The sequence below is a fragment of the Phytoactinopolyspora halotolerans genome (assembly GCF_010550675.1).
Lineage (GTDB): Bacteria > Actinomycetota > Actinomycetes > Jiangellales > Jiangellaceae > Phytoactinopolyspora > Phytoactinopolyspora halotolerans.
On the sequence record NZ_JAAGOA010000022.1, the window covers coordinates 78,965 to 102,093 of the forward strand.

The window sequence follows — 23,129 nt, forward strand, 5'->3', positions numbered from 1 at the left end:
GCATGAACCGTGCCACTGCGGGGACGGTCCACGTGGTTCCCTAGGACACCGCGTACAGCACCGGCCTGTCCTCCAGCTTGATCGGGACCCGGGAACCGGTGCCCATCGACCATACTGCAGCCTCAGAGATGGTTGTGGCGACGTAGCCGTCCCACGAAGTCGGCCCGGTGGCGCCGCCCTTTGCGGCGGCGTCGACCCACGCCTGTAGCTCGACGTCGTACGCCTGCCGGAAGCGATCGCGCCAGTCCATGGCAATCAGCGCCGTCACACCTCCAGACTGGCGAACAACGACATTGCCGGCCTGCGGCAGCTCGACCGTGCCCGATTCGCCGACCACCTCCGCGCGGATGTCGTAGCCGTACTGGATATTGACCGACGTCTCGACATCGATCAGCACACCACCCGCTGTCTCCAGCAGGATCAGCAGTGGATCCTGCACGTCACGGCCATGGCCATTGGCGCGCGGCTTGAGTACCCGCACGGCAACGATCTCGTCGTCGAGCAACCAGCGCACGATGTCGAACTCGTGCACGGCGCTATCGGTGATGGCCATATCAGCGACGAAATGACCCGGCACGGAGGCGTTCCGATGCGCACAGTGCACCAGCAGCGGCGCCCCGATCGTCCCGGCGTCCACCGCCCGCTTGAGCTGCGCGAACGCCGTGTCGTAGCGGCGCATGAAGCCCACCTGCACCATCCGGCGCCCGATCGCCGCCTCGGCCTCCACGATCCGCAGGCATTCCTTCGCCGAAGGCGCGAGCGGCTTCTCGCAGAAGACCGGCTTGCCGGCGGCCAGGCAGGCCAGCACGTACTGCTCGTGAGTGGCACCCCAGGAGGCGACGACGACGGCGTCCACCTCGCCGTCGCGGACCAGGTCCTCGCCGGAGTCATGGACGCGGGCGCCCGGCGCCACGTCGGCCACGGCACGCGCGCGTTCGGCGTCGACGTCCGTCACCGCACTCACCCGGCAACCGGATAGCGTGCTCGTGAGCCGCCGGACGTGGTCCTCGCCGATCATCCCGGTACCGATGACACCGACTCGCAACACACCCGTCGCGTCCACGGTCACGGAACCCACCGACGTAGGACATCGCGGTTACGACGCTGATCCTCCATCGCCTGTCCGGGCGGGTCGGACGGCGACGGAACGACGTCCTGCTCCACGACGAGCCAGCCGCTGAAACCGTCGGCGATCACGCCGTCCATGAACGACGCCAGGTCGAGGTCGCCGGCGCCGAGCGCGACGAACGCCTTGCGCTCCCAGACGGCCCGCATCCCCGCACGCTCGCGCACCACGTCGTCCAGCACGGCCCGCCGCACATCCTTCACATGCAGGTGATTGATCCGGTCCCGCCAGCGACGCCAGCCGTCCACCGGGTCTCCCCCGCCGATGATCAGGTGACCGCTGTCCAGAGTCAGATCCACGTCGGTGCGGTCGAGGAACTCGTCGATCTCCTCCGGTGTCTCGACGTGTGTGCAGGCGTGGTGGTGGAACGTCGGCTCCAGCCCGGCGGCGCGGATCCGTACCGCCGCCCGCTCGACATTCCTCGCGAGCCGGTCCCACCCCGCGCCGTCGAGCATGAGCTCCTGCCCGCCGCCCGGGTTGGCCCTCCGGGCCTCGGATCCCGCATCCGCCAACGTCGGGAGCGGAGCCCGCTCCGGGTCTGCCTCGGCCGCCGCGGCGAAGATCTCCAACGCGTCGTCGAGCCCTTTCAACGACGCGTCGAACTCGCCGTCGTCGCCGGTGGTGAACGGCATGTCGAACCAGCCGCCGGCCAGGCCCAGTCCGTGCTCACGCAGCCGCCGCTGCAGGGCGTCGCCGCGGCCCAGCCATCCGACGGGACCGAGGTCGATGCCGTCGTAACCCGCGTCGCGCAACGGGGCCAAGATCGTCTCCGGCTCGGGGAACTCCTGGTCAGTGGTGAGCTCGAAGATGCCGAAGCTCACCGGAGCGTTGGCTATGCCTGTGATCGCCATCAGAATCTGCCTCCGGGCCGTCGCCGACGACGGCTTTCAAGACTCGAGGTGGAAGGTTCGGGACACGCGTCCGGACAACGATCAGGACGTCGTCGGGAAGTGGTAGCTGGCGCCGACGGGGTTGTCGACGTGCGGCCAACGGGACGTGATGACCTTGGCCCGGGTGTAGAAGGAGACACCCTCGGGGCCGTGCACGTGCTTGTCGCCGAAGAGCGAATCCTTCCACCCGCCGAACGAGTAGTAGGCCATCGGCACCGGAATCGGCACGTTGATGCCGATCATGCCGACCTGGACGCCGCGCTGGAAACGGCGCGCTGCCTCCCCGCTGCTGGTGAAGATCGCGGTGCCGTTGCCGTACGGGTTGGCGTTGATCAGCGCGATCGCGTCGTCGACCGTCTCCACCCGCACCACGGACAGCACCGGGCCGAAGATCTCCTCGGTGTAGACGTCCATCTCCGGAGTCACCCGGTCGATCACCGTCGGCCCGACCCAGAACCCGTTCTCGTGGCCGTCGACGGTGTAGCCGCGACCGTCGACGGTCAGCCGCGCACCCTGCTCCGCACCGGAGCCGATCAACCCGTTGATCCGGTCCCGCGCCTGTGCGGTCACGACCGGGCCCATCTCGCTCGCCGAGTCCCGGCCGGGGCCGACGCGGACCTTCTCCGCCTTGGCGGTGACGGCATCCACCAGACCGTCGCCGGCGTCGCCGACGGTGACCGCCGCCGAGATCGCCATGCACCGCTCCCCCGCCGAACCGAACGCCGCCGCGACCATGTGGTCCGAGGCGAAGTCCACGTCCGCGTCCGGCATGACGATCGCGTGGTTCTTGGCCCCGCCGAGCGCCTGCACCCGCTTGCCGTTGGTGCTGGCGCGCTCGTGGATGTAGCGGGCGATCGGGGTGGAGCCGACGAACGACACCGCGGAGATGTCCGGATGGTCGAGGACCGCGTCCACGGCCGCCTTGTCCCCGTGCACGACGTTGAAGACGCCGTCGGGCAGGCCGGCCTCTCTCCAGAGCTCGGCCACCAGCATCGACGCCGACGGGTCGCGCTCGCTCGGCTTCAGCACGAAGGTGTTGCCGCAGGCGATGGCGACCGGGTGCATCCACATCGGCACCATCACCGGGAAGTTGAACGGGGTGATCCCGGCGACGACGCCGAGCGGCTCGCGAAAGCTGAACACGTCCACGCCGGTGGAGACCTGGTCCGAGTACTCGCCCTTGAGCAGGTGCGGTATGCCGCAGGCGAACTCGACCACCTCCAGGCCGCGCTGCACCTCGCCGAGCGCGTCGGAGACCACCTTGCCGTGCTCGTCAGCGATGATTTCCGCCAGATCCTGCGCACGGGCGTCGACCAACTGCCGGAAGTTGAACAGGATCTTGGTCCGCTTCGACAGCGAAGTCTGCGACCACGACTCGAACGCGGCCGCCGCGCTGGCCACGGCCGTGCCCACGTCGCCCGGCTCGGCCAGCAGCACCTGCGCCTGCTGCTCGCCCGTCGCCGGGTTGAAGACCGGGCCGGTCCGGGTGGACGTGGCGGCCGCCGTCCGGCCGTCGATCCAGTGCTCGATGGTTCTCACGGGTCTCACATCCCTCTCTCCAAGCCTCATGATCATCGAGGATGTGTGGGGCTATGGCACGCCGGATCCTCGATGATCATGAGCCGTGCCGGTCCTTATAGGTACGGGCGTTGCGCCGTCTTGTGGTCGTCGTAGGTCTTGCGCGCGTCGCGGGTGGCGTCCAGCTCGGCCACCTCGGCGACGGGCACGTCCCACCAGGACTCGCTGTCCGGGGCGGGCACCATCGGGTCGGTGTCGATGTGCACCATGAACGGGCCGGTCGCCTCCCGCGCCTGGCGCAGCGCGGCGCGGAACTCGTCGACGCCGCTGGCGCGCAGCACCTGCACGCCGAGGCTGGCGGCGTTGGCGGCGAGATCGACCGGGAGCGTCTCCCCGTCGAGTCTTCCGGTCGCCGCGTCGCGGTACCGGTACTTGGTGCCGAACCGCTCGACGCCGACCTCCTCGGAGAGCGCACCGATCGACTGGAAGCCGTGGTTCTGCACCAGGACCACGATGATCTTGATACCCTCCTGGACGGCGGTGACCAGTTCCTGCGCCATCATCAGGTATGAGCCGTCGCCGACCATCACGTAGACGTCGCGGTCGTCGTCCGCGGAGAGCGCCGCCATCTTGGCACCCAGCCCGCCGGCGATCTCGTAGCCCATGCAGGAGTAGCCGTACTCGACGTGGTACCCCTTGGGGTCTCGAGTGCGCCAGAGTTTGTGCAGGTCGCCTGGCATCGAGCCGGCCGCGCAGATCACCACGTCGCGCGGGCGCGACACGTCGTTCACCGCGCCGATGATCTCCGACTGCGCCGGCAGCGGGCCATGACCGAGGTGGTACGCCGCCTCGACGGTGCGGTCCCACTCGGCGGCCAGCGACGACGCCCGCTCACGGTACTCGGCGCCGGTGTCGTAGCCGGTCAGAGCATCGGTGAGGGCGACGAGCGCCTCCCGGGCGTCGGCGACGACGGGCACACCCGCGTGCTTGGCACCGTCGAGGCCGGTGATGTTGATGTTGACGAAGCGCACGCCAGGGTGCTGGAAGGCGGTGCGGGACGCCGTCGTGAAGTCGCTGTAGCGGGTGCCGATGCCGATGACGACGTCGGCCTCGCGGGCGATCCGGTTGGCCGCCGTCGTTCCCGTGCTGCCGACCGCGCCCAGGGCGAGCGGGTGATCGTACGGCAGCGAACCCTTGCCGGCCTGGCTCTCCCCGACCGGGATACCGGTCGCCTCGCAGAACTCGCGCAGCGCGTCAGTGGCCTCGCTATAGATGACGCCGCCGCCCGCGACCACCATCGGCCGCTCAGCGGACCGGATGATCTCGACGGCGCGGGCCAGCGCGGCCGGCTCCGGCACCGGGCGCGGCACGTGCCAGACCCGGCGCTGGAACAGCTCCACCGGCCAGTCATGGGCCTCGGCCTGCACGTCCTGCGGAATCGCGACGGTGGCGGCGCCGGTCTCGGCCGGATCGGTGAGCACCCGCATCGCGCCGAGCAGCGCGGCCGGCAGCTGCTCCGGGCGCCACACTCGGTCGAAGAACCTCGATACCGGGCGGAAGACGTCGTTGACCGAGACGTCGTAGCCGGCCGGGCTCTCCAGTTCCTGCAGCACCGGGCTGGCGACGCGGGTGGCGAAGATATCGCCGGGTAGCAGCAGCACCGGCAGCCGGTTGATGGTGGCCAGCGCCGCGCCGGTCACCATGTTCGTCGCCCCGGGGCCGATCGAGGCTGTGCAGGCCATCGTCGACAGCCGGTTGCGCATCCGGGCGAACGCGCTGGAGGCGTGCACCATGCCCTGTTCGTTGCGGGCCTGCCGGTAGACCAGCGCGCCGGGATCGGAGACCTCCGCCTCCAGCAGCGCCTGCCCCAGTCCGGCGACGTTGCCGTGGCCGAAGATGCCGAAGCAGCCCTCGAAGAACTTGTGCTCCACGCCGTCGCGCTCGGTGTACTGCTGCGCGAGGAACCGCACGGTCGCCTGCCCGACCGTCAGCCGCACCGTTTCACTCACAACCGTTACTCCTTCTCTCGTCCCCCATGATCATCGAGGATCTCGGGGGGCATAGCACCGCGGATCCTCGATGATCATGGGGAGCTGAGGGGTAGGCGTGGGTCCGGATCCTGCCGTTCCCACTCGCCACGGACCCAGGCGTGCGCCGGGTCGTCGCAGATCAGCCATTCCCGCTTCTCCCCCGGCCCGGACATCACGTTCAGGTAGTACATGTGGTAGCCGGGCGCCGCCACCGACGGGCCGTGCCAGCCGTGCGGGATCAGCACGACGTCGCCGGTGCGCACCTCCTCCAGCACCTCGATCGGCCGCTCCGGCGTGCCGTACACGCGGTGGAATCCGAACCCGTGGCGCTGCGTGGTCCCCCGGCTCGCCGCTCCCGCGTCGCCCGGGCCGTCGGAGATCTCGAAGTAGTAGATCTCCTCCAGGACCGACTCCTCACCCGGGCGGTCCTCGTCGTGCTTGTGCGCCGGGTACGACGACCAGTTGCCCGCCGGCGTGATGACCTCCACCGCGATCAGCCGGTCCGCGTCGAACGTGTGCGCCGAACCGAAGTTGTTCACCTGCCGCGTCGAGTTGCCGGAGCCGCGGATCTCGACCGGCACGTCCTCGGCGGGCCGGTACCGCGCCGGCAGCCGGTTGGTGCAGCGCGCCGCCGGCAGCGCGAACCGCCCGGGCCCGTCCGTGCCGGTCGAGGTGATGGTGACCTCGGCGTCGCGCGGGACGTACACCGAGTCGGTGACCCGGTTGAAGACGTTGTCCCGGCCACCCACGGTGAACTCCTCGCCGTCGCAGACCACGGTGCAGGAACCGGACAGCGGAAGAACGAACATCTCCTCGTCGCCGGTGTTGAACGCGTGCTTCTCACCCGGCGCGAGCTCCACGATCCGCAGCGACGAGTACCCCAGGGGCCCGTCACTCGCCGGGTTCACGTCGAGCGCGTACGGGCCGGAGCTCGCCGCACCCGCCGGCAGGTAATACTCGTTCCTCGTCACGTCGCTACCCATCTGTGCGCCATCTCGTCATCTCCTCACCGGCTCACCGGCTCACCGGCTCACCGACAGCCGCTACGCCACCGGCTACCACCACACAAACCTGTCACCGCCACCTCGCCGGAGCAACTGACATGCCTTGCGGTCGCGATCACGACCACGATGTCGTTTCCTCCGCTGAGGAACCGATGGCCGGGTGCGAAGGCGGGCGCCCGGCCGGACGGCGCATCGTTCACGCTACGCGGCATCTCGCTCGTACCTCTCAGAGCAGGCTGACGGCGGTGTCGACCGCACCCGCGACGTCGCCGTCCGGCGGGTAGAGCAAGGTCCGGCCGACGACGAGTCCCATCGCAGTCGGCAGGCGCAGCACCTTCTCCCAACGACGGAACGCCGCATCCGGGTCGTCCGGCACCTCACCGCCCAGCAGCACCGCCGGCAGCGTCGACGCCGCCAGCACGCGCTCCATGCCGTCCGGATCGTCGTCGACGACGGGCAACTTCAGCCAGGTGTAGGCCGAGGTGGTGCCGAGCCCGGCCGCGACCGTCACGGAGCGGACGACGGCCTCGGTGGAGAGGTCGTTCTGAACCCGCCCGTCGACCCGGCGCGAGATGAACGGCTCGACCATCGCCACCCGGCGTCGTGCCGCCAGCTCGGAGACCGCCCGGGCGCAGGATTCCATGGTCGACGCGGTGGCGGGATCCTCGGGATCGATGCGCAAGAGCATCTTGCCCATCTCGAAGCCCATCGCGCCGATGGTGGCCGCGTCGTACCCGGTGAACCGGTCGTCGATCTCGAACGTCGTCCCGGCCAGGCCACCCCGGTTCATCGACCCGACCACGACCTTCCCGTCCAGGGCGCCGAGCAGGAGCAGGTCCTCCAGCAGGTCCGCGGTGCCGAGCACGCCGTTCACGCCGGGCCGGTCCAGCGCCACCAGGAGCCGATCGATCAGACCGGCGCGGTCCGCCATCGCGGTGGCGTCGGATCCGGCGCGCAGCGATCCGCGGGCCGGGTGGTCCGCGGCGATCACCATCAGCTTGCCCGACGGTCCGACCAGGCTGTCCGGGCGCACGCGCCGCGCGGCCGCCTCGGCGATGGCATCGGGGCGAGTGGTGCGTGCCCGCACGATGGTCTCGAGTCGGTCAACGGACATCGGCGTCTCCAGAAAGGCGTGCCTCGACCTCGTCGGTCGTGGGCATGGCGGATGAGCAGGCAAGGCGACCGGCGACGATGGCACCCGCGACGTTGGCGAACTGTACGGTGCGCTCCAGGTTCCAGCCGGCCAGCAGGCCGTGGCAGAGCGCCCCGCCGAACGCGTCGCCGGCACCGAGCCCGTTGACGACGTCGACCGGTGCGGGCGGCACTTCGTAGGTGCCGGTGTCGTCCGCGGCGAGCACACCCTTCGGGCCCTGTTTGACCACGGCGATGGCGATACCCAGGCCGCGCAGCGCCTCGGCGGCGGCCGCGGGTTCGCTGGTGCCGACCGCGGTGTGACACTCGTCGAGGTTCCCGACGGCGACGCTCACGTGCGGCAGCGCGCGCTGCACCTGTTCGCGCGCGGCCTCGCGGGATTCCCAGAACATCGGCCGGTAGTCGAGGTCCAGGACGGTGACGCCGTTCCTGCCGCGCGCCTCCAGGGCCGCCAGCGTCGCCGAGCGGCTCGGCTCCTCGGACAGGCCGGTGACGGTCGCCCAGAACACGCCGGCGGAACGGATCGCGTCGTAGTCGAGTTCGTCGGCGCTGATCTGCATGTCCGGCGCGGGGGTGCGCCCGTAGAAGTAGAGCGGGAAGTCATCGGGCGGGAAGATCTCGCAGAAGGTCACCGGCGTCTGCAGTCCGGGAACCGTGGTGACCATGTGGTCGTCGACGCTGAAGTCGCGCAGCGCCAAGTGGAGGAAGCGCCCGAACGGATCGTCGCCGGTACGGGTGATGGTCGCGACGCGGCGGCCGTGCCGGGCGGCGGCGACGGCGACGTTCGTCGAGCTGCCGCCGAGGTATTTGCCGAAGCTCTCGACCTCCTCGATCCCGACGCCGATCTGCAGCGGATAGACGTCGACGCTGATCCGACCCATCGTGATGACTTCGTAGGGAGCGCTCGTCCCGTCGACGCTCATGCTGCCCGCACCTCCTCGAGCCGGACCGGGCGGTGCTCCAGCCGGGAGCGGGTCGCGGCCTCGGAAATGTAGAACCCTTCGAGCGCGTCGGCGACGGTGCACGGGCTGGGCAGCGTGCCACGCGCCACGTCGATGAACGCGTTGATCTCGGCTTCGTAGGCCGGCAGGAAGCGGGACCAGAACTCCCGGTACGGGGTGCCGCCCGGGAAGTTCACGTCGGGTTCGGCAGAGGTCAGCGCGGTGTTGTCATCCAGGCCGACCGCGTAGGTGGCCTCGGTTCCGGCGACCTCCATGCGCACGTCGTAGCCGCCGCCGTTGTACCGGGAACCCTGGACGGTGGCGAGCGTGCCGTCGTCCAGCGTCAGCACGGCAGCGGACTGGTCGACGTCGTTCGCCTCGCCGAAGTACGACGCGCCGCGGTTGGCGCCGATCGCGTAGACCTCGACGACGTCGCGGTCGGTCACCCAACGCAGGATGTCGAAGTCGTGCACGTGGCAGTCCCGGAAGATGCCCCCGGAGTGCGGCACGTACCCGGCCGGCGGCGGCTCGGCGTCGGCGGTCACCATGTGCACCCGGCGCAGCTCACCGAGCTTGCCGGAGCGCAGCGCCTCGCGCGCGGCGGTGTAGCCGGCGTCGAAGCGGCGCATGAATCCGATCTGGTTCGGGATTCCGGCGCGCTCCACCTCGTCGCGCACCCGGACCGTGCCGGCGATGTCCGGCGCGACCGGCTTCTCGCAGAACACCGGGAGCCCGGCTTGCGCGGCGGCGACGATCAGCTCCGCGTGCGCCGATGTGGCGGCGGCGATGACGACCGCGTCCACGTCCACGTAGGCGTCCTCCGGTGCGGCCACGGCGCGCACGCCGAGCTCGGCCGCGACCTGGGCCGCCCGATCGGCATCCACGTCCGCCAGCACCACGTCGGTGACGTCCGGGTGGTCACGGAGTACCTTGGCGTGTGACGCACCGATGCGCCCGACGCCGACCAAACCGATCCGCATGCTCCCGCTCTCCTGTCCCTGGCCTGCATCTACCCCTGGCGGTACCTCGCGTTGAGTCGCCGCACGAGCATCCGGTCGCAAGGTATGGACCGTTTGCGTGTGAGTCTGCTCTTCACCGGCGCCGCCGTCAACAGTTTGTCATTACATTCTTACATGACGTCGAATCCACCGCACAGTCCGGACCTCTAGTCTCGTCCGCGATCCCGCAGATCTCGCCTGCAACCGCCTACAGATCTCGCGTGCAACACCCTGCAGGTGGGGACCAGTAGGCTCGGCTGCACGCAGATCACCCCTGGCGCATAGTCCAGCACGGCGCAGCTGACACGGATGCAGCACACCTGCTTGCCGAGCCGATTGGGAACCTGGGTCGGAAACCTGGTAACCTTCTGCGTCGGCAGGCAAGTTCGGCCGATGCGATCCCGCATAGCTCAATTGGCAGAGCATCTGACTGTTAATCAGAGGGTTCCTGGTTCGAGTCCAGGTGCGGGAGCCACCATCTACCAGGCATGATGGATGGCTTATCGATCATCTCCAGATCCCCCGGTGGACACAATGCACCGTAGGGGGTGCAGCCATACCGGAGGAGCCACCATGCACCGTCTGAGGAGCGCACCAGACCCGTGCCCGGTGGGAGCCTGGCACGTCGGTGGAGCCGTCACACGTCCATCCGATGGCGATCAGCATTCTGCCGACGGTCGCGTGCCCGTGCAGGCCCCCGGTTCACCCCTCGCGACCTGAGCGCGGTCGCACCGCCCCGGCCCTGGACGTGAGCGATAACCGGTCCGGCTACGCCTTATGCGCCTTGCGCCTGATCCAACCGATGATCGCCGTGGCAACGAACAGGACAACTCCGATCACACCAAGCCAGAGGATGCCTTCGATCGCGAACCCGACGATCGACAGGACCAGCCAGATGGCCAGTAGCACGATCACCAGAATCAACATTCTTCAACTCTACGCTCCCCACCAGGCCGTGTGCCCGGGAAAGTCGATGACGACGTCCCGCTGACAGGTGAAGGGCTGGGTCGCTGCGGTCGGCTGACGCGGTCTCGCCGGAGCGATTCCCGCGCCTACCTGACAGCCCAGCACGGGCCCAGCAGGACGCGATGCCGCACCCCGCAGGGCTATCAATGCACCTGAGCACCTTCAGCACGTGTTCCTAGCCGTATCATCACGCCTGCTCGGCACCGCGCTCAGGCGCAGCGCTTACCAGACCGGTCTGGTAAGCGATGACGACGAGTTGCGCACGGTCGCGCGCCTGCAGTTTTGTCATGGCGCGCTGGACGTGGGCGCGGACCGTGAAAGGGCTGAGGTACATCCGATCCGCGATCTCGAGGTTGGACATGCCGGTCGCGACCAGGGCGACCATCTCGCGCTCGCGCGGAGTCAACGCGGCGAGCTGCCCGGACTGGGGCGGTTGAGTCTGGGCTGGTGTGGCGAGGAAACGGGCGACCAGTGAACGGGTCGCGGTTGGCGACAGCAGGGTGTCGCCGTCGGCGATCGTGCGGACGGCGTTCAGCAGGTCTTGAGCGTCGATTCCCTTGCCGATGAAGCCGCTCGCTCCTGCGCGTAGGGCTTGGGCGATGTACTCGTCGGTTTCGTACGTGGTGAGTATCAGTACGCGGCAGGCGCGTAGGTCCGGATCGGCGCAGATTTCCGCGGTGGCGGTGAGGCCGTCCATTCCGGGCATCTGGATGTCCATGACTATCACGTCCGGGCGCAGCTCACGGGTCAGTGCTACCGCCTGTGTGCCATCGCCTGCCTCCCCGACCACGGTGATGTCGTCTGAGCTGTTGAGAAGAGTACTGAAGGCGCCGCGCAACAGCGCCTGATCGTCAACGAGCAATACCCGGAGCGTCATATTCTGTCCTCGGCCTCGGTCCTGGTCTTCTGGCCGTCGTCGATCGTGTCGTGGTCCCGCCGTGGGTTGCCTCGTCGTCCGCCTCGGCTGCACTCGTGGAGGCGCCCAGGGGGAGCTGCGCCGCGACCAGGAAGCCGCCCTCGGCGCGTGCACCGGCGGTCAGGGTCCCACCCACTGCCGCGGCCCGTTCACGCATTCCGATCAGACCGTAGCCCGCAGGGCGATCCGGTGACGTTCGGGGGCCTCCGCCGTCGTCGCTCACCGTGATGCTCACGTACTCGCGGCTCCAGGTCACGTGCACCTGCGCGTGGCTGGTTGCGGCGTGCTTGGTCACGTTGGTCAGCGCTTCTTGGATGATGCGGTAGGCCGTGAGATCCACGGCCGGCGGAAGCGCTCTGGCCGCGCCGTCCTCGAACATCGACACGTCCAGGCCTGCCCGGCCGAAGGTGCTCAGCAGAGCAGGGAGTTGAGACAGTCCGGGCGCCGGATCGGTGGACGCGGATTCGTCGTCGGCCTGACGTAGCAGGCCTACAGTGGCGCGCAACTCGTCGAGAGCATGGCGGGTGGTCTTGACCAATTCCTCTATGTTCGTGCGGGTCTGCCCAGGGTCAGTGTCGAAGAGGTGCGCGGCGACGCTGGCCTGGGCGTTGGCCAGGGTGATCTGGTGGGCCACCAGATCGTGCAGCTCGCGGGCGATACGGACCCGTTCCTCAGCCACCTTCTGGCGCGCCTGGCTGTCCCGGCTCTCCTCGGCGCGACGCGCTCGTTCCTCGACGAGCGCCAGGTAGGCCCGCCGATGACGTGCCGAGCGACCGAACACGGCAGCGACGAGCGGCGACGCTGCCACGGTCACGAGCCTGCTGGTGTCCTCCCACGAGAAGCCGGCCTCGAAGAACGGCGTGAAGGCCACCAGCAGCGCAGTGGAAGGGAGCAGGACGGCGACCGCCACCGGCCCTCCAGTACATCCTGCAAGCGTGTAAGCACTGATGACGGCGGGGGCGACGATGAGCGGGGTCGGCAGCAGACCCAAGGGCGCCACCAGCATGCCGCACATGGCCGTGGCGATCATCGTGGCGACGGGTGCACGGTGCCGCGCCGGCAGCATCGCCGAAGATATCGCGGCGATGACGTAGGCCGGTGCCGGCGGAGCCGCCAACGTGTCGTCGGCGTGCAGCGCGCCGCCGAGGAGGCAGAGCACGAACGCCACCGCGACGACCGTTCCCTCCCGCCACCACGCGTCGCTCCGCAGCGCAGGTGCGGTGCCCCTACTCGCCATGGCCGGCGTGGCCGACTGAGGGGTCTGCGCGCCACCACACACGGTCAGGGTACGCGACGACCACGCTGCACACGGGGTCGTCGATGCAAAGTAGTGCATCTGCACCAGAAGCCGTGCTGCCTGGTCCGGCGGCACTGGAGCGAAGACGGTTTCAGCAGACGATGTGCAGCTCAGCGCGGGACGACAGGCTGGTGAACGAATCGTCCGGCACCGGGCCGGACGACAAACGGCAGGAAGAGACGTTGAAGAAATCCGGAAAGACCACCGATGCCGTGCGACTGACGGCCGTCCGCAAGGTCTACGGCAAGCGCGACAGCCAGGTGGTGGCGTTGGACGGCGTCACGACCCGGTTCGACCGCGGAACGTTCACGGCGGTCATGGGGCCCTCAGGCTCCGGCAAGAGCACCTTGCTGCAATGCGCGGCCGGGCTCGACCAGCCGACGACGGGTTCGGTCATGCTCGAGGAGCACGAGCTCAGCGAGATGAACGAGACCGAGCTGACGGAGCTGCGACGGGACCGGATCGGCTTCGTCTTCCAGGCATTCAACTTGCTGCCGGTCCTGACCGTGCGGCAGAACGTGACGTTGCCGCTGCGGCTCGCCGGCAACAAGCCGGCCAGAGGACGCGTATCCAAGATTCTGGACCAGGTCGGTCTCGGCGAGCGCAGCCACCACCGCCCCTCGGAGCTGTCCGGCGGGCAGCAGCAGCGGGTCGCCATCGCCAGGGCGTTGATCAGCGATCCGGCCGTCGTCTTCGCTGACGAACCGACCGGTGCGCTGGACACCAGGACCGCACGCGACATCCTCGGACTACTGCGGCACGCCTCGCAGGCGGCCGGTCAGACGATCGTGATGGTGACCCACGATCCAGTCGCGGCGTCGTACGCCGATCGCGTGCTCTTCCTCGCGGACGGACGTCTGGCCGGCGAGTTGGATTCGCCGACGCCCGAGTCTGTGGCCGAGCGGATGACCCACCTGGGCGCCTTCGACGACGACGGTCCTCTCCCGCGGCTGGAGCCGACACGAAAGGGGCAGCGCTGATGTTGCAGCTTGCATTGCGTACCTTGCGGTTCCGCGCAGGCATATTCGTGGCGGCCTTCATCGCCATGTTCTTCGCGACAGCCATCATGATGGCCTGTGGCGGCCTGATCGAGACCGGCATCCGCACGGCCGTTCCGCCGGAACAGACGGCCTCGGCCGACATCGTCATCGCCGGCGACCAGGAGTACCACGATTCCGGCGGCGACCCGGATGAGCCCCCGATCCTGCCCGAGCGGGTCCGCATCGACGCCGGGCTGGCGGACACGATCGCGGCGCTGCCGGGAGTGCACCAGATCGAGACCTTCGTCTTCGAGGGCGATCCACCTGCGGGTACGGTCGACGCGATCGGCGTGCAGGCCGAGCCTGGGGTGGACGTCGGCGAGCTCCGGGAGCGAATCGACGCCGAACTGGACAGCAGAACTATCACTCTGGTCGGTGACGAACGAGGCCGGGCCGAACTGCGCGAGGCCATGGAGAGCGGTGTCACCGTGATGGCCCTGGCAGGAGTGTTCACCGCCTTCGCGATTCTGGTGTCGGTCTTCGGGGTCGCTTCCATGCTCGCCCTCTCGATCATCCAGCGTCAGCGAGACCTGGCGTTGCTGCGGGCCGTGGGAGCCACGCCACGTCAGCTTCGCCGGCTGATCCTCCGCGAGACGCTCTTGCTGTCCTTGCTCGCCACCGCTCTGGCGTGCATCCCAGGCCGGTTCCTGGGCGGGTTCGTGTTCGATCGGCTGGTCGCACAAGGAATCGCCGCAGATGGTGTGGTCTTCCACCAGGGCTGGATCCCGACCGTGGCCGCGATGGTCGTGGCGATCCTCGCGGCCGTGGCCGGCGCCCAGGGTGCCGGACGGAGAGCATCGCGCATCAAGCCGACCCAGGCGCTCGCGGAAGTCTCCGTCGAAGGCAAGATGATCGGGGCAGGACGGCTGCTCCTGGCGATGATCGTCCTCGCCGGTGGAACCGCGTTGACCCTGGTGACCATCGTCGTGATGAGCGGACCGCTCACACCCGCCACCGGTGCACCTGCCGTGATCCTGCTCGCCATCGGGTTCGCCCTGCTGGCGCCCGTGCTGACGAAGGTCACGACATTCATGGTGCAATGGCCCGTACGCGCCGTCGGCGGTGCGACCGGCGAGCTCGCCGTGCTCAACGCACGCGGCCGCAGCGGCCGGATGGCGGCCGTGATGGGCCCGGTCATCCTCCTCACCACGGTCTCGACCGGCATGTTGTATCTGCAGACCACGAACGACGAGGCCGACCGGCAGAGCTTCGCCGAGAACCTTGTCGCCGACGCCGTGGTGACCACGGAGGATGACTTCGACCCACACCTGGTCGAGCAGCTCAGCAACCTGCCCGGCATCGCCGGTGCCTCGGAGTACGTCGCGAGTGTCGGCTTCATCGAGGACCCGCCGGACAGCTCGCCGATGAACGAAGGCTGGACCCTCCAAGGCGTCACCGCCGAAGGCGCTGAGGCCACCACACCCGTCGAGGTCACCGCGGGTAGTCTCTCCGACCTCCACGCGGACACCATCGCCATCGAGGACCAGCACGGCGACAAGCTCGGCGTCGACATCGGCGACACGATCACGCTGCGCATGGGGGACAACACCGCTCGCGACGTGCAGGTGGCCGCCCTGTTCTCCGCCCCGGAGGACTACTCCACCCTGCTGCTTCCCGCCGACACCCTGGCCGCCCACACCACGGCGGGAACGGCCACCCGCATCCTGGTCACGTTCGACGAGAACGCCGACCCGGAACAGCTGGTGGCAGATCTGGAGAGGGTCACAGCTGGAGCGGACGGAATGGCAGTGACCGGCCGCGACGTCCTTCTCGAGGAGTACGACGACCAGAAGCAGACCGCTACCCTCGCGATCTACATCATGGTGCTCATGATCGCCGGGTACGCGGCCATCACAGTGATCAACACCCTCGCGTCGAGCATGCTGGCGCGCAGACGGGAGTTCGGGCTGCAACGCCTCGCGGGATCGACCCGTGGCCAGGTGATGCGGATGGTGGGTCTGGAGGGTGCGATCGTCTCCGTCAGCGGCGTGCTCCTCGGCACCGCTGCCGCGGCCGCCATCCTCGTGCCCGTCAGCATCAAGCGTCTCGACTCCGTCCTACCCGCCGGATCCCCGTGGATCTATGCGTCGATGGCCGCTCTGACGATCCTGCTCACGCTCGGGGCGATGCTCTTGCCCGCATGGCGTGTGACGCGCGGCCGACCGGCCGAGGCAGCACTCGCTATCGAGTAGCCTCGGCGCCGGATCTCCCGACGGATCGGCTCCATTCCGTCGGGAGATTCCGCTCTGACTGCGATCGCGGCTTCGACCGCCGAGCCGCCCGCGTGTGGCCCGTCGCGCATGCGGCAACGGTTCACCAGCGCTTTCACTGGCTTGATGGTTCTTTTGTTAGGCTAGGTGCACAGCTGGCGGTACCATATCCGCCGAATTGAGGACCACCATGGGGACAGCAGGCATACGCCTGATTCGCGGTCTCGCCCCCAACGAGGTAGCCGACGATCTCAAGCGGCTGCGCTGCCATGAACGGATATCGATCCACGTCGCGCCGGCCATCGAGCGCCGGCTGACCGTCCTCACGTCGATCAGCTCGGAAGACGATCGGTCCGAGGGCGGCGCATTCGCCTCACCATCTGAGCACCCGCGGAGACCCACATGAGCCCCACGTCACCGAAACTGACCAGCCCAGAAGACACGCGTATTCCACGCCGTACTCGGTACGTGAGCTCGTACACCGAACTGTCCCGCCAAGTCCAGGACGCCGGGCTGCTCCGGCGGCGCTACGGCTACTACTGGACCAAGATCATCACCACCGTGGCCGCGTTCGCCGGCATCTGGGTGGCGTTCGGATTCCTCGGCAACTCCTGGTTCCAGCTTCTCCTCGCCGCGGGACTGGGCGCCGTTCTCGCCCAGATCAGCTTTCTCGGCCACGACAGCGCTCACCGGCAGATCTTCACCTCCCACCGGTGGAACGACTGGATGTCCCGGGTGTTGTCCGGCCTGTTCGCGGGGCTCAGCCACGGCTGGTGGATGAACAAGCACAGCCGTCACCACGCCAATCCGAACAAGGAAGGCGCGGACCCTGACATCGGGCCCAGCGCGTTCGCCTTCACCCCCGCCATCGCCCAGAGCCGGCGCGGGCTGGCCGCTCGCCTCACCCGCTGGCAGGGCTACTTCTTCCCGCTCATCCTGCTCGTCGGACTCGCGCTCCACATCGCGAGCGTCCGCACACTCGTGCACCGGAAGCAGCTCAAGCACCGCTGGTGGGAAGTCGCGTTCATCACCGGCCGATTCGGCGGGTACATCACCGTTCTCTTCCTCGTCCTGCCGCCGGGCAAGGCGGCGGCCTTCGTCGGTGTCCAGATGGCGCTGTTCGGTCTCCTGCTCGGCGGCACCTTCACCACCAACCATGTCGGCATGCCCATCGTCCCGCCCGACATGAAGATCGACTTCATGCGACGACAGGTGCTGATGTCCCGCAACATCACCGGAGGCAGGTTCACCACCTTCGCCATGGGCGGACTCAATTACCAGGTGGAACACCACCTGTTCCCCAACATGCCCCGCCCCAACCTGCGCAAAGCGCAGTCCCTTGTTCGAGAGCATTGCGCCAAACACGACATCCGTTACACCGAAACCAGCTTCTTCGGCGCCTATCGGGCGATCATCCGTTACCTCAACACCGTCGAACACGCCACCATGGATCCGTTCCGCTGTCCCCTGGTCGCCCAGTACCGCACGTGACGCTGGACGCACCCCGGACCGTCCCGTCGGCGTGGCGTCATTGAGTGCGTAGCGTTCCGGCGCATATCCGTACGCCTCCGAGACTGCCGCTCGTGGACCGTTCGTTCGCCGTTCACCACCCCCTTGCCTTCCGGACAACCCATGCCGCTTGGCTCAGCGCGGCGGGAATCGTCCCGTTTGTCGCACACATCAACGAGGGGGTACATGAGCGTGCGCAGATCAATCAGCGCGGGAATCGCCGTGGCCGGCATGGGTGGGCTCGTCTCACTGGTGGGCTCGGCCCTGCCGGCTCCGGCGCAGGAGCCGCCCGGCAGCGTGGTCATCAACGAGATCGAGTCGAGCGGCGGCGACCCTGGCGACTGGGTCGAACTGACGAACACCGGCAGTGACTCCGTCGACGTGGGCGGGTGGCTCATCCGCGACGAGAAGGACGACCACGTCTCCGTGATTCCGGACGGCACGGTGATCGAGGCCGGCGGCTACTACGTGCACGAGCGCGCCGAACTGGGTTTCGGCCTCGGCGGCGGAGACATGGTCCGCCTCTACACGCCCGAGGAAACCCTGGTCGACGCGTATGAGTGGCAGACGCACGCGCCCACCACGTACGGGCGTTGTCCGGACGGGACCGGTGAGTTCACGGCCACCACCTCCGTGACCAAGGGTGAGCCGAACGACTGCGACACGGCGGTGCGGATCAACGAGATCGAGTCCAGCGGCGGGAACCCGGACGACTGGGTGGAGCTGGTCAATCCGCGCGCCGAGGACGAAGATATCTCCGGCTTCGTGATCCGCGACGACGACGATTCGCACACCTGGATCGCGCCTGCCGGGACGTTCGTACCCGCCGGCGGACACCTGGTGGTCGAGAAGTCGGACCTCGGATTCGGCCTGGGCGGCGGGGATGCCGTGCGGTTCTTCTCGCCCGACGGTGAGCTGCTCGACTCCTACGCGTGGCAGTCCCACGCACCCACCACGTACGGTCGCTGCCCGGACGGGACGGGCGAGTTCGCCACCACAGCCGAGCCGACGAAGGCGGCCACCAACTCGTGCGCGGACGACCCGCAACCACCGGCACCGTGGCCGGGCGGCTCCGACGTCGCCCCGGCCGACCAAGCCGAGACGTTCGACGGTGACCTCAGCGGCCTCGACTACGAGCCGACCGGTGACGCCGAGCCGGGCGTGCTGTGGGCCGTGGACAACGGCCGCGGCCTGCTGCACCGGCTGCTCTGGGACGGATCGGTGTGGACGCCGGACTCCTCGGACGGCTGGTCCGCCGGGAAGACACTGCGCTACGCCGACGGCGCCGGTACGCCCGACGCCGAGGGCGTCACGGTCACGGGCGACGGCAGCATCGTGGTCGGAACAGAACGCGACAACGACGCCGGCGGCACCAGCAACATGACGGTGCTGAAGTACCGCGCTGACGACGCCCAGACGACGCTGACCGCCGAGATGGAGTGGGATCTCACGTCTGACCTTCCCGCCACCGGCGCTAACGCGGGGATCGAGGCCGTCGAGTGGATCTCGGACAGCACGCTCGTCGAGCTGGGCTTCGTCGACGAGTCGACAGGTCAGCCGTACAACCCGCAGGATTACGCCGGGCACGGCGACGGTGTCCAGTTCATCGGCATCGAGGGTACCGGTCTGGTCTACGGCTACGTGCTCATGGACGACGGCGGTTATCAGCGGGTAGCCGAGATCGAGCCGGGGCTGGGAGCGGTGATGGGCCTCGACTACGACGCGGACACGGCGACGCTCTGGGCCATCTGCGACGACGGCTGCGAGGGCCGCTCGTCGCTGCTACAGATCGGCGAGGACGGATCGTTCGTCGTCGTCGACCAGGTCGCCCGGCCGGACGGCATGGCCAACCTGAACAACGAGGGCTTCACCACCACCCCGGTCGAGCTCTGCGTCGACGGCGTCCGCCCGGTGTACTGGGCCGACGACGGCGACACGGACGGCCACTCGGTGCGCGCCGGCACGCTCGACTGCCCCGACATCTCCGAGCCGCCGGGCGGCGGAGACGAATCCGGAGACGACACGGGCGACGACGCTGGGAACGACACGGGCGACGACACCGGCGGCGGAAACGACGGCGGAGATGACGCTGGAGGCGGCGACGACGCAGGCAATGGCGACGAGACGGGCACAGACGGCGGCAGCGACGGAGGCGACGCGGGCTCCGACAGCGGTGGGCCGGATGGCACGGGCGACGACGGCAGTGGCGACGCCAACGGCGAATCCGGCACCGGTGACGCGTCGGGCGACAGCTTGCCCGACACCGGCGTCGGCGGCGCCGCCCTGCCCATCGCCGGCCTGGCGCTGGCGCTGATCGGTGGGACGCTCGTCGCCGGCGACGCCATCCGCCGTCGCAGCGGCCTGGGCACCGAGTCGGTCTAGCGAACGCGCGACCCTAAGCCCGACGCGCCCTGCCGGTCATGCTGCCCGGCAGGGCGCCAGGGCACCCGAATCGATTCCTTACTGCTGGAACTCGCCCGGGCCCAGCACGTCCCAGTAGTCCCGCTCCGGCTCCTCGATGTCGTGCACGGGGACGGAGAACGAGGTCACCTGCCGGGTGTCCCGGCTGATCCCCCACAGGGTCGCCTCACGGCCGCGGGCATGGTCCCAGGCGATGCCCTGGCCTTCGATCTGCGGCAATGCGACCGTGCCCACCCATTCCAGCTCGCCACCCGCCGCCGGCAGTTTCATGACGTACGCCTCCGGAAGATCGTGGCCGGTCAGGTACAGGCGGCCGTCCGGGCCCCAGGAACCGCCCGAGTTGCTCATCAGCTCGAACCTGTCGAGGATCTCCTTGGGAATGGTCCAGGACTCGACCACCTGGAAGTCGTCGTCCATCTTGACCACCTGCGTGTTGTACGTGTATCCGTACGGCGCGGGCTCACCACCGGGGCCGGGCTTCTCCCGGTTGTAGTTGGCGAAGGTCGCCCACCACGCGCCGTCGTGGCGGTCGAGCCAGGTCAGCGAGCCGCGGTAGATGCCGAAACTGTGCGTATCGATGTGCTCCATGGTCCGGGTGTCGAACACCTCGATCGAGCTCTCCATCGGCCATTCCGAGTAGTTGGAGTGCGCCGCGTAGAGCTTGCCGTTCACCACCGCGCCGCTGTCGAGGTGCTCGATCGGACCGCCCTCGGCACCGGCGAACTGCAGCAGGGGCTCCCCGGTGTCGCGGGCATGCTTGGTGATGGTGCGGTTGTTGACCGCGTAGAAGTATCTGCGATCCACCGCCACCCCCTGGTTCGCGTCGAACGCGTCGTAGGTACGGACGACGTCGGACACATACTCGGGGACTTCGGCATCGGCGACGTCCTGCGCGGCGACCCTCTGCGCGACGACGTCCTGCACCGGCACGTCACGGCCGACAGAACCGGACGGCGACGCCTGGGCCGCGATCAGGAACGAGCCCACCGTGGTGATGCCCACGGCGGCCACCGCCACCGCGGAGACCTTGCGACGACTGAACATGCGAACCTCCAGTAGAGCGGGATCGGGTCTTGCCCTAGCCTGGCCAGGCGCCGGATCGGCCGCTCGAACGCGTTTCGGCCGAGGGATGAAACGTCCATGAATGGCGATCCAGGCGGCCTCCAGGCGCCGGGATCCGGGCTTGCCTTCCCTCGGATCCCCGACCCAGCTGACGAACGATCACTGATCCGCGTCCTATTGCGCATCGACGTCGGCCGCCCACCTGTTGACAGGTCGGTGATACCGCCGTACGTTGCGGGGCGTCCGGGCGCGCTCAGGGCACGCGCCCCGGCACGAAAGGGGGGCATGTGCCGGCTCGAGTTCGCTGGTTCCTGGCATTTGGCCAGGTAGATCGCGCGCGGCTGGTGGTTGCCGCAGCGCTCCGTCCGGCAGATTCGCCGTTGGGTTCCATGAGCAAGGGGGACCGCGTCGCTTAACCCTGTGTGACGTCGGTCGACCGCACCGCGTATCTCCGTACGATCCATGCGACTCGAGCCGTCGCATGATCACTCTGACGCGCCGGAACGTGCGTCGCTCGGTTGTGCTCGGTGACCTACCGGGTGACACGAGGCGTTCCCCGTGATCCGGGGCCACGCTCTCGTGTCACGACCTCACGAGAGGGGCACCGCCATGAAGAGACGGACACGCATCGTCATCCTCGGCGTCGCCGTCGCGTCGCTACTGGCCGTGAGCGTTCCGGCCACCGCAGATCCGGACCACAGGGTTGACCACCCCGGTTCCGAATCCAACGGCCCTGACCAGCACTCGCAGAACATGAAGCTGCTCGGGAACAGCCCGAACCCGGACGCGACCAACTCCGACCTGGCCTTCGACGGCAAGCTCACCTACGCCGGGAACTACGCCGGGTTCCGGATCCTGAACACGGCGTCGCCGGCCAATCCGAAGGTCTTGTCGGACTTCCTCTGTAACGGCGCGCAGGGGGACGTGTCGGTCTACGGAGGACTGTTGTTCCGATCCGTCGACGCGCCTCAGTCCAGCACCGAGTGTGACAGCGAGAACGTCACCGCGAGCACGCCCGGGATGTTCGAGGGTATCCAGATATTCGACGTGAGCGACCCGGCCTCGCCAGAGCACCTCGGTTCGGTCCAGACCGACTGCGGCTCACACACGCACACGCTGGTGCCGGAGCCGGAACTCGACCGCTTGCACATCTACGTGTCGTCCTACCCGCTCACGATGGCCAGCAAGGGGCCGGAATGCCAGGAGCCGCACGGGTACATCTCCATCGTCACGGTGCCGCTCGACGACCCCGTCGACGGAGCGACGGTGACGCGGTACTTCCTCGATCCGGCGACGACGGTCTCCACCTACGATCTGGACGCCGTCTTCGGCACGCCTCCCGGAACCCTGGGCTCGTCGACGTACAGCGGCTGTCACGACATCAGCGTCTTCCTCGAGCTGAATCTGGCTGCGGCCGCATGCTTCGAGGAGGCACAGCTGTGGGACATCTCCGATCCGCTCAATCCACAGCTGAAGTGGCGCTACATGAACGACGCGATCGACCCGGGCAAGCTCGACCTGTTCCACTCGGCGGCGTTCAGCTGGGACGGCGAGGTAGTCGCGTTCGGCGACGAGTCGGGCGGCGGTGCGTTCCCGCGGTGTGTCGACCCCACGGATGACCAGGGCCGGGTGTGGTTCCTCGATACCGAGACCGGACACGAACTCGCCAGTTACAAGCCTCCGCGCTCGATCGAGGGCGTCTGCACGATGCACAACTTCAACTTCATCCCGCTCAAGAGCGGCGCCAAAGTGCTCGTCTCCGCCGCCTATGAAGGCGGCACCACGGTGGTCGACGTGGATGCGCTGATCGCGGGCGCGACCGAGGCGGACGCCGAGATCGGCTTCTACATCCCGTCCGGTGCGGACACCTGGTCTTCGTACTGGCACAACGGCTTCATCATCACCAACGACATCGAACGCGGCGTGGACGTGATGCTGCTCAGCGACAAGGCCCGGGCGGGCGCGGTCAAGCTCGGCCTGAACAACCCGCAGACCCAAGAATCGCTGATTCCGTGATCCGGCATCGGCGAGCCGTCACGACGGAAGGAG

17 protein-coding genes and 1 tRNA gene are annotated in these 23,129 nt (G+C 68.4%); 6 read left to right on the top strand and 12 right to left on the bottom strand.

What is annotated here, in order from left to right; genetic code table 11:
• Nucleotides 1-40: 40 nt before the first annotated feature.
• The 8 genes from G1H10_RS25100 to G1H10_RS25135 all read right to left on the bottom strand — a co-directional run bounded on the left by G1H10_RS25100 (nt 41) and on the right by G1H10_RS25135 (nt 9,641).
• Nucleotides 41-1,078, bottom strand: coding sequence for a Gfo/Idh/MocA family oxidoreductase (locus G1H10_RS25100; protein ID WP_216853641.1), 1,038 nt, complete (start codon nt 1,076-1,078; stop codon nt 41-43).
• Nucleotides 1,066-1,977 carry a sugar phosphate isomerase/epimerase family protein gene (locus tag G1H10_RS25105; RefSeq protein WP_163743120.1) on the bottom strand — a complete coding sequence of 304 codons (912 nt, stop codon included), beginning with the start codon at nt 1,975-1,977 and terminating at the stop codon, nt 1,066-1,068. Before G1H10_RS25105 ends, G1H10_RS25100 begins: the two co-directional genes overlap by 13 nt.
• Nucleotides 1,978-2,058: 81 nt before the next feature.
• Nucleotides 2,059-3,555, bottom strand: coding sequence for a CoA-acylating methylmalonate-semialdehyde dehydrogenase (locus G1H10_RS25110; protein ID WP_163743121.1), 1,497 nt, complete (start codon nt 3,553-3,555; stop codon nt 2,059-2,061).
• A gap of 95 nt (nt 3,556-3,650) precedes the next feature.
• Nucleotides 3,651-5,543: a 3D-(3,5/4)-trihydroxycyclohexane-1,2-dione acylhydrolase (decyclizing) gene (gene iolD / locus G1H10_RS25115; protein WP_163743122.1), complete on the bottom strand. Its 1,893-nt coding sequence runs from the start codon at nt 5,541-5,543 to the stop codon at nt 3,651-3,653.
• A 74-nt stretch (nt 5,544-5,617) separates the two neighbouring features.
• Nucleotides 5,618-6,547: a 5-deoxy-glucuronate isomerase gene (gene iolB, locus G1H10_RS25120; protein WP_163743123.1), complete on the bottom strand. Its 930-nt coding sequence runs from the start codon at nt 6,545-6,547 to the stop codon at nt 5,618-5,620.
• A gap of 247 nt (nt 6,548-6,794) precedes the next feature.
• Complete coding sequence (locus G1H10_RS25125) at nt 6,795-7,682, bottom strand: Cgl0159 family (beta/alpha)8-fold protein (RefSeq protein WP_163743125.1); 888 nt, start codon at nt 7,680-7,682, stop codon at nt 6,795-6,797.
• Nucleotides 7,672-8,643: a 5-dehydro-2-deoxygluconokinase gene (gene iolC, locus G1H10_RS25130; protein ID WP_163743127.1), complete on the bottom strand. Its 972-nt coding sequence runs from the start codon at nt 8,641-8,643 to the stop codon at nt 7,672-7,674. Before iolC ends, G1H10_RS25125 begins: the two co-directional genes overlap by 11 nt.
• On the bottom strand, nt 8,640-9,641 hold the full coding sequence (locus G1H10_RS25135) for a Gfo/Idh/MocA family protein (protein ID WP_163743129.1): 1,002 nt from the start codon (nt 9,639-9,641) through the stop codon (nt 8,640-8,642). The genes iolC and G1H10_RS25135 overlap by 4 nt, the downstream gene beginning before the upstream one ends.
• A gap of 417 nt (nt 9,642-10,058) precedes the next feature.
• Here G1H10_RS25135 and G1H10_RS25140 point away from each other — a divergent pair.
• Nucleotides 10,059-10,134, top strand: a tRNA-Asn gene (locus G1H10_RS25140).
• A 293-nt stretch (nt 10,135-10,427) separates the two neighbouring features.
• Here G1H10_RS25140 and G1H10_RS32180 read toward each other — a convergent pair.
• From G1H10_RS32180 to G1H10_RS25150, 3 genes are all read right to left on the bottom strand, one after another.
• Complete coding sequence (locus tag G1H10_RS32180; RefSeq protein WP_174264641.1) at nt 10,428-10,586, bottom strand: hypothetical protein; 159 nt, start codon at nt 10,584-10,586, stop codon at nt 10,428-10,430.
• Nucleotides 10,587-10,812: 226 nt separating this feature from the next.
• On the bottom strand, nt 10,813-11,502 hold the full coding sequence (locus G1H10_RS25145) for a response regulator transcription factor (protein WP_163743131.1): 690 nt from the start codon (nt 11,500-11,502) through the stop codon (nt 10,813-10,815).
• Nucleotides 11,477-12,778 (bottom strand): sensor histidine kinase, encoded by a 1,302-nt coding sequence (locus G1H10_RS25150; protein ID WP_163743132.1) that lies wholly within the window; start codon nt 12,776-12,778, stop codon nt 11,477-11,479. The genes G1H10_RS25145 and G1H10_RS25150 overlap by 26 nt, the downstream gene beginning before the upstream one ends.
• A gap of 242 nt (nt 12,779-13,020) precedes the next feature.
• Here G1H10_RS25150 and G1H10_RS25155 point away from each other — a divergent pair, with 242 nt between their 5' ends.
• The 4 genes from G1H10_RS25155 to G1H10_RS25170 all read left to right on the top strand — a co-directional run bounded on the left by G1H10_RS25155 (nt 13,021) and on the right by G1H10_RS25170 (nt 19,979).
• A complete protein-coding gene (locus tag G1H10_RS25155) occupies nt 13,021-13,818 on the top strand; it encodes an ABC transporter ATP-binding protein (RefSeq protein WP_163743194.1) in 798 nt (265 codons plus the stop codon).
• Nucleotides 13,818-16,070, top strand: coding sequence for an ABC transporter permease (locus G1H10_RS25160; RefSeq protein ID WP_163743134.1), 2,253 nt, complete (start codon nt 13,818-13,820; stop codon nt 16,068-16,070). Before G1H10_RS25155 ends, G1H10_RS25160 begins: the two co-directional genes overlap by 1 nt.
• Nucleotides 16,071-16,490: 420 nt before the next feature.
• Nucleotides 16,491-17,579 carry a fatty acid desaturase family protein gene (locus G1H10_RS25165; protein WP_163743136.1) on the top strand — a complete coding sequence of 363 codons (1,089 nt, stop codon included), beginning with the start codon at nt 16,491-16,493 and terminating at the stop codon, nt 17,577-17,579.
• A 204-nt stretch (nt 17,580-17,783) separates the two neighbouring features.
• Entirely contained in the window at nt 17,784-19,979 is a 2,196-nt protein-coding gene (locus G1H10_RS25170; protein WP_163743138.1) for a lamin tail domain-containing protein, read from the top strand.
• A 78-nt stretch (nt 19,980-20,057) separates the two neighbouring features.
• On the opposite strand, the gene G1H10_RS25175 is transcribed toward G1H10_RS25170, so the two are convergent.
• Nucleotides 20,058-21,062: a hypothetical protein gene (locus G1H10_RS25175; RefSeq protein ID WP_216853643.1), complete on the bottom strand. Its 1,005-nt coding sequence runs from the start codon at nt 21,060-21,062 to the stop codon at nt 20,058-20,060.
• Nucleotides 21,063-21,689: 627 nt separating this feature from the next.
• On the opposite strand from G1H10_RS25175, the gene G1H10_RS25180 reads away from it, so the two are divergent.
• Nucleotides 21,690-23,096 carry an LVIVD repeat-containing protein gene (locus G1H10_RS25180; RefSeq protein WP_163743140.1) on the top strand — a complete coding sequence of 469 codons (1,407 nt, stop codon included), beginning with the start codon at nt 21,690-21,692 and terminating at the stop codon, nt 23,094-23,096.
• The last annotated feature ends 33 nt before the right edge of the window (nt 23,097-23,129 follow it).

Coding starts and splice junctions, on each gene's coding strand:
- G1H10_RS25170 (WP_163743138.1), top strand. CDS start 17,784: ATGAGCGTGCGCAGATCAATCAGCGCGGGAATCGCCGTGGCCGGCATG.
- G1H10_RS25175 (WP_216853643.1), bottom strand. CDS start 21,062: ATGTTCAGTCGTCGCAAGGTCTCCGCGGTGGCGGTGGCCGCCGTGGGC.
- G1H10_RS32180 (WP_174264641.1), bottom strand. CDS start 10,586: ATGTTGATTCTGGTGATCGTGCTACTGGCCATCTGGCTGGTCCTGTCG.
- G1H10_RS25150 (WP_163743132.1), bottom strand. CDS start 12,778: ATGGCGAGTAGGGGCACCGCACCTGCGCTGCGGAGCGACGCGTGGTGG.
- G1H10_RS25135 (WP_163743129.1), bottom strand. CDS start 9,641: ATGCGGATCGGTTTGGTCGGCGTCGGGCGCATCGGTGCGTCACACGCC.
- G1H10_RS25125 (WP_163743125.1), bottom strand. CDS start 7,682: ATGTCCGTTGACCGACTCGAGACCATCGTGCGGGCACGCACCACTCGC.
- G1H10_RS25105 (WP_163743120.1), bottom strand. CDS start 1,977: ATGGCGATCACAGGCATAGCCAACGCTCCGGTGAGCTTCGGCATCTTC.
- iolB (WP_163743123.1), bottom strand. CDS start 6,547: ATGGGTAGCGACGTGACGAGGAACGAGTATTACCTGCCGGCGGGTGCG.
- G1H10_RS25180 (WP_163743140.1), top strand. CDS start 21,690: ATGAAGAGACGGACACGCATCGTCATCCTCGGCGTCGCCGTCGCGTCG.
- G1H10_RS25165 (WP_163743136.1), top strand. CDS start 16,491: ATGAGCCCCACGTCACCGAAACTGACCAGCCCAGAAGACACGCGTATT.
- iolC (WP_163743127.1), bottom strand. CDS start 8,643: ATGAGCGTCGACGGGACGAGCGCTCCCTACGAAGTCATCACGATGGGT.
- G1H10_RS25160 (WP_163743134.1), top strand. CDS start 13,818: ATGTTGCAGCTTGCATTGCGTACCTTGCGGTTCCGCGCAGGCATATTC.
- G1H10_RS25145 (WP_163743131.1), bottom strand. CDS start 11,502: ATGACGCTCCGGGTATTGCTCGTTGACGATCAGGCGCTGTTGCGCGGC.